The sequence below is a fragment of the Parvibaculum sp. genome (assembly GCF_030694575.1).
GTDB lineage: Bacteria > Pseudomonadota > Alphaproteobacteria > Parvibaculales > Parvibaculaceae > Parvibaculum.
Genome location: NZ_JAUYUS010000005.1, coordinates 25,029 through 31,565, shown reverse-complemented (window position 1 = coordinate 31,565; position 6,537 = coordinate 25,029). Strand labels below are relative to the sequence as shown.

General features: G+C 61.9%; 8 protein-coding genes. 7 read left to right on the top strand and 1 reads right to left on the bottom strand.

Features of this window, described 5'->3' with window-relative positions; translation table 11 throughout:
* A partial coding sequence (locus Q8S60_RS00920) for a DUF423 domain-containing protein (protein WP_305668268.1) occupies positions 1-158 on the bottom strand: 158 nt, incomplete at its 3' end.
* Between the two features lie 255 nt (positions 159-413).
* Here Q8S60_RS00920 and Q8S60_RS00915 point away from each other — a divergent pair.
* The 7 genes from Q8S60_RS00915 to Q8S60_RS00885 all read left to right on the top strand — a co-directional run bounded on the left by Q8S60_RS00915 (position 414) and on the right by Q8S60_RS00885 (position 6,503).
* Entirely contained in the window at positions 414-1,286 is an 873-nt protein-coding gene (locus Q8S60_RS00915) for a hypothetical protein (protein ID WP_305276560.1), read from the top strand.
* 153 nt (positions 1,287-1,439) lie between these two features.
* The gene (locus Q8S60_RS00910) at positions 1,440-1,631 is read left to right on the top strand and encodes a rubredoxin (RefSeq protein ID WP_305276561.1); all 192 of its coding nucleotides are present in this window, start codon (positions 1,440-1,442) and stop codon (positions 1,629-1,631) included.
* A gap of 149 nt (positions 1,632-1,780) precedes the next feature.
* Positions 1,781-2,890 (top strand): hypothetical protein, encoded by a 1,110-nt coding sequence (locus Q8S60_RS00905; protein WP_305276562.1) that lies wholly within the window; start codon positions 1,781-1,783, stop codon positions 2,888-2,890.
* Between the two features lie 11 nt (positions 2,891-2,901).
* A complete protein-coding gene (locus Q8S60_RS00900) occupies positions 2,902-3,942 on the top strand; it encodes a phosphotransferase family protein (RefSeq protein WP_305276563.1) in 1,041 nt (346 codons plus the stop codon).
* Complete coding sequence (locus Q8S60_RS00895; RefSeq protein WP_305276564.1) at positions 3,939-4,388, top strand: hypothetical protein; 450 nt, start codon at positions 3,939-3,941, stop codon at positions 4,386-4,388. Before Q8S60_RS00900 ends, Q8S60_RS00895 begins: the two co-directional genes overlap by 4 nt.
* 73 nt (positions 4,389-4,461) lie before the next feature.
* Positions 4,462-5,649, top strand: coding sequence for an MFS transporter (locus Q8S60_RS00890; protein ID WP_305276565.1), 1,188 nt, complete (start codon positions 4,462-4,464; stop codon positions 5,647-5,649).
* Positions 5,646-6,503 carry a TauD/TfdA family dioxygenase gene (locus Q8S60_RS00885; RefSeq protein ID WP_305668267.1) on the top strand — a complete coding sequence of 286 codons (858 nt, stop codon included), beginning with the start codon at positions 5,646-5,648 and terminating at the stop codon, positions 6,501-6,503. Before Q8S60_RS00890 ends, Q8S60_RS00885 begins: the two co-directional genes overlap by 4 nt.
* Positions 6,504-6,537 lie beyond the last annotated feature (34 nt).

Sequence of the window (6,537 nt, the reverse complement as noted above, 5' to 3'; positions counted from 1 at the left end):
AGCAAGGCAAGCGCGTGGTACATCTGGTAGCGCGCGCCCGTCTCGAAGACCGCGAGTTCGGCGGGGCCGACGCGGCTCTGCAATCCATGCGCCGCGAAAGCGCCGAGCGCGACCGAGAACAGGCCGCTCAATGCGCCGATGGTGAGCCATATCCGCATTTCGTTTTCTCCTGCCCTGTGGCGGAAGCATCGGATAAAGTTGGGGAAGAAGCAATGCGAGGGGGCGCCTTCAGCACCTACTACCGACCCGAGCCAATCTCATCTTGCGCGTAATGATCGGCGTGCGACAGATTCGCGCCATTCTTGGTTAGGTCAAGTATCAATGAGTAGCTTGAGAGAGTCGGAAAGCTCTGCTGTTGCGGGTGGCACGCCAAGTACGCGAACTACTGTCAGTTACTTGATAGGAGGCGGATCGTGCTGAGTAGTCGGTTATTAGCGGGAATCGGGGCGGCAGCTATTGTCGGTGTAGTGTTGCTGGAAGCATTAGCCCGGTGGGGGCTCGGGCTTGGAACGCCACCCTTATCGATAACCGATGCGACCATCGAGTATATGTTTGCACCAAACCAAGACGTGTATCGTTTCGGAAACCATCAGATATTCAATGAATTTGGTATGCGGAGCGAAGGAGTTCCCGACAAAAAGCCAGAAAACGAATTCCGCATATTGGCCATAGGGGATTCCATTCTGAATGGCGGAAGTCTTACCGATCACGAAGAACTTGCCACGACACTTCTGTCAAACAATGGGGTTCGGGTTCTCAATGCCTCGGCCGGAAGCTGGGGGCCACAGAACATGGAAGCCTACATCGACAAATTCGGGCTTTTCGACTCTGATCTACTCGTTGTTGTCCTCTCCAGCCATGATGCTGCCGACGTTCCAACATATAAGCCGCTCAACCAGAATACGCATCCAACAAAAGCGCCCGTGCTGGCTTTGGCAGAGCTTGCGACAAGGTACCTGCCCCGATACTTACCCATTTTTGACGCAGACACATCCGATGAGGATCCACTCGAAAACGACAAAAGCGACTCACGCGCATTGGAAGCCGTGACGGCTTTGGCGAAGCAGCCGATTCCTACCTGCTTTATTTTGCACCCAACGCGAAACGAATATCAGACCGGTGTAAGGGGCGCTGGGTACGCCGCAATTAGGCGGGCTGCCGACGGTGCCAAAATCATCGACGAATCCCAATTTATCCGATCCGATGCATATTACAGGGATGGTATCCATCTGTCCGCGGACGGACAAAAAGCATTGGCGGAAGCCATTGCCGCTTGCAGGAATTAGGCGTAATCGACCGCAAAGTTGGACAAACTGCCTTTGAAATTGGTCATCCCGGTCTGCTTGGCGCAGCGGCGCCAATTCCTTGTCCTTGAGTTATCGTTTTTATAACCATAAAATAAATATGGTTTTTGGAGGCGCATCTGGGAGGGGGGTGCCATGGCGGGCGGGGACGAAAGCGGTGGCTACAAGACCTGGCAATGCGCGACGTGCGGTTTCATCTACGACGAGGCCGAGGGCCTGCCCGAGGAGGGCCTTCCTCCCGGCACTCGCTGGGCGGAGGTTGCGGATGACTGGGTTTGCCCGGTCTGCGGAGCGCCGAATAGCGATTTCGAGATGATCGAAATTTAAATCGCGCGCCATGCCGTAGCGTCATCCGCGCCCGGTTGCCGGTGCGGTGGGTAAAGTTGACCCACTGCACGAGGGCCGTCATTGTTGCCGTCAAAATCAAGACAAAAGCAGCACCCGGCGGCAACAAGCCGGGGCAGGGAGGACGGCACATGCTCACCAAGGCCGACGATTTTCCGATTCACCAGACCCCTGAACCGATCGCCTTTTCGGGCACGGACCGCAATTTCTACGACCGCTATTTCTTCAACGGCTACACGCTCGAGGGCGATGTCTTCTTCGCCGCCGCGCTTGGCGTCTATCCGCATATCAACATCATGGACGCCGCCTTCTGCGTCATTGTCGATGGCGTGCAGCGGAACATCCACGCCTCGCGCTTTCTCAACATGGAGCGGATGGACACGCATGTCGGCCCCGTCTCGATCGACGTCGTCGAGCCGCTGCAGTCGCTCCGCGTTTGCGTTTCCGGCAATGAATACGGCATCACCGCCGACCTCACCTTTCACGGCCGCGCGCCTGCCCTGAAAGAGCCGCGCTTCACGCGCCGCAATGGTCCGCGCACCATGATGGATCTCACGCGCCTGACGCAGAACGGCGTCTGGGAAGGCTGGATCGAGATCAAGGGCAAGCGCATCGAAGTCGGCAAGGACAAGTATCTCGGCACGCGCGACCGCTCATGGGGCGTGCGGCCCATCGGCGCCGCCGATGCGCAGCCCGCCGTGCCGCCGGTCCCGTTCCAGTTCTATTGGCTCTGGGCGCCGCTCAATTTCGACGACCGCATCACGCTGTTCCATGTGAACGACGACGAGCATGGCGATCCGTGGAACCTCTCCGGCGTTGTCTGTCCGCTCGGCCGCGATGCGAAAGCGGAGGAGATGGACCGCGTGCATCACGAGCTCCGCTATATCTCCGGTTCGCGCCACGTTAAATCGGCTTCGCTCTTCTTCGAAAACCGCAAAGGCGAAAAGACACGCATCGACCTAACGTCGAAGTTCCATTTCTACATGCTCGGTCTCGGCTATGGGCACCCCGAATGGGCGCATGGCGCGCACAAGGGCGACAATGCGCTCGGCTATGAAGAGTTCAAGCTCGCCGACATCAAAAGCTTCGCGCCGCCCCACCTCCACATTCAGGCGTTCAGCGACGCCGTCATGACGTTGCCCGACGGTTCGACGCGGCAGGGCTGCGGCATCCTCGAACAGATGATTATCGGGCCGCATGCGCCGTCCGGTTTCAAAGACATTCTCGATCCTGCGAAATAAGGGGGGCGAACATGGAAGAACTTGCCCCCCGCATTGCGGCCTATCTCGCGCAACGAATGCCCGCTGCCTCAAACATCGAAGTGAGCGGCGTCTCGCGCATTCACGGCGGCGCCAGCCGCGAAACCTTCCGGCTCCGCGCGAGCTGGCAGGAAGGCGGCAAGCCCGTCTCGCGCGCGCTCATCCTGCGCCGCGATCCCGTCGCGAGCCTGATCGAGACGGAGCGCGATCTCGAATACAACGCCTATCGCGCCTTCCATCCGACGGGCCTGCCGGTGCCGGAGCCGCTCTATCTCGAGACCGATCTTTCCTGGCTCGACCGGCCCTTCTTCGTGATGGAGCAGATCGAGAATTGTCAGGCGGGTTCCGCCTTCAACGCCGAGCCCTACGGGGCGCATGCGCAGAAGATCGGCCACCAGTTCTGGTCGCATCTGGGCCACATCGCCGCCGCCGATCCGGACAAGATCGGCTTCTCGGCCAACATGGAGCCGGTTGCGCCGGAGGTCTGCTGGAAGCGGGAACTCGACAAGTGGGAACAGGTGATCGACGAGGACGAGTTGACGCCGCAGCCGGTCGCGCGCGCGGCCATCCGCTGGCTTCGCCGCAATCCGCCGCCGCCATCGCCGAAAATTTCCGTCGTGCATGGCGACTACCGCACCGGCAATTTTCTCTTCGACGGCGAGGGAAATATTCGCGCCATTCTCGATTGGGAAATGTGCCATCTGGGCGATCCGCTGGAAGATGTCGCGTGGGCAGCCGATCCGCTCTGGGCCTATGAGCAGCTCGACCGGCCGGGCGGCATGATCCACCGCGACGAGGCCTTCCGCATCTGGGAGGAGGCGAGCGGTCTGAAAATCGATCCCGTGCGTCTGCGCTGGTGGGAGATTTTCAATTCGCTGAAGGGGCTCGCCATCTGGATTTCGGCGGGCAAGGAATACCAGGAGGGCGCCAACCGCGATCCCGTGCTCGGATTTTCAAGCTGGTACTGCACTGACGTTCACAACCGCGTGCTCGCCCGGCGGCTCGCCGAGATATCGAAGGAGGCACGCACATGAAACCCGATGTCGATATCGTCATGCAGGGGTTCCTCGGCACGTTGCTCATGGATATCGCCCCGCACCTCAACGCGGAATATTCGGTCGGCAATGTCAGCATCATGGGACTGATGCTGTTCATGGCGTCGGAAGAATACGACCGCGCGGCCGATATCCGCGTGGCTGAGAACAACGAGATGCGCGCGCTCTTCGCTCATGCGGCCGGGATCGTCGAGGATGCCGCGCTGAAGGCGAAACTCGCTGCCGCAGCCGCCACGACGGACGGCTCGCTCCGCGTCAGGACGCTCAACGAAGGCAATGCCGCGCTTGCCGGCCTGCTGATCGAGCTGCAGGAACATGCCGAGACCTCGAAAGCCTCCTGGGCGGCGGGGCTCGAAGCCCGCATCTGGGACTGGCTCGTGGCCTCGACGGAACGGCGGAAGCTGCCCTTGCCGTCATTCGGGTAGGGGGCGGGTAGGGGCTTCCCCCGGCCGGGGCGCCGCGCTATCACTCATGCGCACGCCCCGGGGCTCCCTGTCCATGTCTCTCGCCATCCGCCTTGCGACCGTCTACGGCACGATGTTCCTGTTCACGGGCGTCTATCTGCCGTTCTTTCCGGTATGGCTGAAATCGCGCGGCCTCGACGCGACCGAGATTTCGCTCGTCGTCGCGCTCTCGCTGTTCCTTCGCATCGTGGTGAGTCCGTTCTTCGCCTTCGTCGCGGACAGGCTGGGCGACAGGCGGCGCGTCATCATCTGGCTCGCATGGTCCTCGCTCGCCGTCTGCGCGCTTCTCCTGGTGGTCGAGGGCTTCGGCCCCATTCTCCTCGTCGCGCTCGTCCTCAACGCGATCTTCCCGTCCATCGGGCCGCTTATCGAAACCGTGGCCATGCGCGCGCGGATCGACGAGGGCATGAATTACGGGCGCGTCCGCATGTGGGGTTCCGTCACCTTCGTCGGGGCCAGCGCGGGCGCGGGCTGGCTGCTCGACTGGAATCCGCCCGCCATCATCGCGCTCTGCCTTGTCGGCGCGCTCGCGCTCAATGTCGCCGGCGTCTGGCTGCTGCCGCGCGAGACGCCGCCGCCGCGCAAACCCGTCACGCATCGCCACCAGTTCGCGGGCGCGCTCCGCATCGGCCGCAATCCGGTCTTCATTCTCTTCGTGCTGACGGCGAGCCTCGTTCAGGCGACGCACGCCGTTTATTACGCCTTTGGTTCCCTTGCCTGGCAGCGGCAAGGCTATGCGGATTGGGTGATCGGTCTTCTCTGGGCGACCGGTGTCATTGCCGAGATCGTCCTTTTTTACATTTCCGGGCCGTTGATGGCGCGGCTCGGCGCGGTCCGCCTTTTGATGCTGGCGGGCGGGGCGGCGATCCTGCGCTGGACCGTCACCGCCCTCAGCCCGCCGCTCGCGATCCTCTTCGTCATGCAGGCGCTCCACGCCTTCACCTTCGGCGCGGCGCATCTCGGCGCCGTGCAGTTCGTCGCGCAGGCCGCGCCGCCACGGCTTGCCGCCACTGCGCAGAGCCTCTACGCAGCCATGGCATCCGGCGTTATCATGGGGCTTGTGACCATCGGTATCGGGCCTATCTATGAAATTCTCGGCGCGCATGCCTATTTTGTGATGGCTGGAGCGGGGTTTGTCGCCCTTGCAGGCGCGGTATTTGTAGGAATGCGCTGGCAGGGCGGCCTGCTGGTTCCGGAAGAAGAACAGGAAGAAGAAAAATGACGATTGAAGTCATCCCGACAGGTGCGGCGCTCGGCGCGGAGGTTCGCGGTCTCGATTTGTCGAAGCCGCTCAGTGCCGACGATTTCGAAGCCGTGCAGCAAGCCTGGTACGATCACACCGTCCTGCTCTTCCGCGGTCAGACAATCTCCGACGACGATCTCATCCGCTTCTCGCGGCATTTCGGCGAGCTCGACATCGCGCCGGCCAGCGCCACCGACATGGCGGGTGGGCAGGAAAAGTCGCGGCCGGAGATCTGGATCATTTCGAACGTCGTCGAAAACGGAAAGCCCATCGGCGCGCTCGGCGACAAGGAAGCCGAGTGGCATACCGACATGTCCTATGTCCCGCAGCCGCCCATGGCGAGCGTGCTCTATTCGCTGGAAATTCCGTCGAAGGGCGGCGATACGAGCTTCGCCAACATGTACCGCGCGCTTGAGGAACTCCCGGCCGATCTCCGCGCCGCCATCGAGGGCCGCACCTGCAATCACGATGCGAGCACCACGAGCGTCGGCGAATTGCGCGCGGGTGCGGATGCCGTTCTCGACGTGCGTACCGCGCCGGGCGCCAAGCATCCGGCCATCCGCACGCATCCGGCCACGGGCGGCAAGGCGCTCTATCTCGGCCGCCGCCTCAACGGTTATCTCGAAGGCTATTCCGTCGCCGAAAGCGAAGAGCTTCTCGACCGGCTCTGGGCGCATTGCGCGAAACCGGAATTTTCATGGACGCATAAATGGGCGGTCGGCGACCTGCTCGTCTGGGACAACCGTTCGGCCATTCATCGCCGCGACGGCTTCGACGGGCGCGAGCGCCGTGTCATGCACCGCACGCAGATCAAGGGCGACACCCCCCGCTGAACATCCGCAAACGCTGCGTCAGTCCGGCAGCGTT

What these genes read in the sequence shown, in the direction of transcription:
- Q8S60_RS00910 (WP_305276561.1), top strand. Translation starts at nt 1,440, where the DNA reads ATGGCGGGCGGGGACGAAAGCGGTGGCTACAAGACCTGGCAATGCGCG.
- Q8S60_RS00905 (WP_305276562.1), top strand. Translation starts at nt 1,781, where the DNA reads ATGCTCACCAAGGCCGACGATTTTCCGATTCACCAGACCCCTGAACCG.
- Q8S60_RS00900 (WP_305276563.1), top strand. Translation starts at nt 2,902, where the DNA reads ATGGAAGAACTTGCCCCCCGCATTGCGGCCTATCTCGCGCAACGAATG.
- Q8S60_RS00895 (WP_305276564.1), top strand. Translation starts at nt 3,939, where the DNA reads ATGAAACCCGATGTCGATATCGTCATGCAGGGGTTCCTCGGCACGTTG.
- Q8S60_RS00890 (WP_305276565.1), top strand. Translation starts at nt 4,462, where the DNA reads ATGTCTCTCGCCATCCGCCTTGCGACCGTCTACGGCACGATGTTCCTG.
- Q8S60_RS00885 (WP_305668267.1), top strand. Translation starts at nt 5,646, where the DNA reads ATGACGATTGAAGTCATCCCGACAGGTGCGGCGCTCGGCGCGGAGGTT.